At 60.3% G+C, this 1,220-nt stretch carries 1 pseudogene; it reads right to left on the bottom strand.

Annotated elements, in window-relative coordinates:
* Window positions 1-42: 42 nt before the first annotated feature.
* A pseudogene (locus FOY53_RS22600) lies at window positions 43-1,090 on the bottom strand (IS5 family transposase).
* Window positions 1,091-1,220: the final 130 nt, after the last annotated feature.

The raw sequence follows: 1,220 nt of genomic DNA, 5'->3' as shown, positions 1-1,220 counted from the left end.
CACATGTCAGCACCCGGTGACGCGCTGAAGCCAGCTCTAAAATTACCTCTTGCGCATGGGGCGGTTACACATGTTGCACAAATCGGGGTTTGAGCAAGGTTCCCCATTCCCCGGACGGACGTGTCCTGTGGCCTCGGTGACGGGTATTCCAACGGCAGTGTAGCGGTTTGACACAGCGATGCGGATCTGGATTTCCAGCGACCTGTCGGTCGAAGTCCCGCGCCATCAGCCTTTGGCCCCGAAGTTTCACACAATGCATCCTGGTCTCGACGCGGCTTCGGCGGTGGTATCCACTCCGTCGTCGCCAGAGTGCGCGCCCCGGGTATCGTGAGGCATTGATCGCTTCGTTTCGGGCGATCACGCCCGCGCTCCTGGGCTTGCACGGCTTGGCATTCCTGCGCGGCGGGATGACAGATGCGCGCCGCGTGCTGCAATTGCATCATGGCATTTGCGAGTGTCGTATGCCCCGTCTGCCGTCACTGATTCGATGTCCTGATGGGGGGGATTTGGCTCGGCAACGCGGGTAGCATCGCGGCGTCACCAACGTTGCTCGTTGTGACTTCGACAGCCCGAACCTCAGGCGTTTCTTCATCGATTCCCATCTGTATCCTTCGCCAGATGCGCCGTTTGGAGCTGCCCATTGCCCGGCGGTCGAAACGCAGTTTCGATGATAGGGATGCTTGCGGGCATTCCACTCGCCTTCACCCTCCGCCTCGATGCCCGTGCTATCGATGAGCAAGTTCAGTGGGCCGTTTCCACCGCGATACGGCAGGCTGACATCCAGGGTCTTCCGGCGGCGGCAAAGGGCGCCGAAATCCGGCACCGCCCGGTTCAATCCCACCAACTTCAGCAAGCTTTCAACAAAGCCTGTCGTCTGTCCGGGCGGCATGCCGAACAAGACCCTCGGCGTCAGACAGGCCTGGATCGCAGCGTCACCGAAGTGGTGCTGTCGGCCACGTTTGCCTGTCGGGGGCGGTGTCCAAACCATCTGCGGGCCGAACCGGATCGACAGCGACCCGCGTCGCTTCAAGCTGTCATTGTAGGACGACCAGTTTGTGGTCTTGTATTTCGTAGGGGCCCAACTGCTCATGCACTCCAGCTATCATGCTGGATTCGCGCCATGAATCCCCTCGGCGCATTTGTGCAACATGTGTAACCGCCCCATGCGCAAGAGGTAATTTTAGAGCTGGCTTCAGCGCGTCACCGGGTGCTGACATGTG

Origin of the sequence: Puniceibacterium confluentis (assembly GCF_007923445.1) — a bacterium.
In the GTDB taxonomy this organism is placed as follows: domain Bacteria; phylum Pseudomonadota; class Alphaproteobacteria; order Rhodobacterales; family Rhodobacteraceae; genus Puniceibacterium; species Puniceibacterium confluentis.
This window is presented reverse-complemented; position numbering and strand designations above follow the sequence as displayed.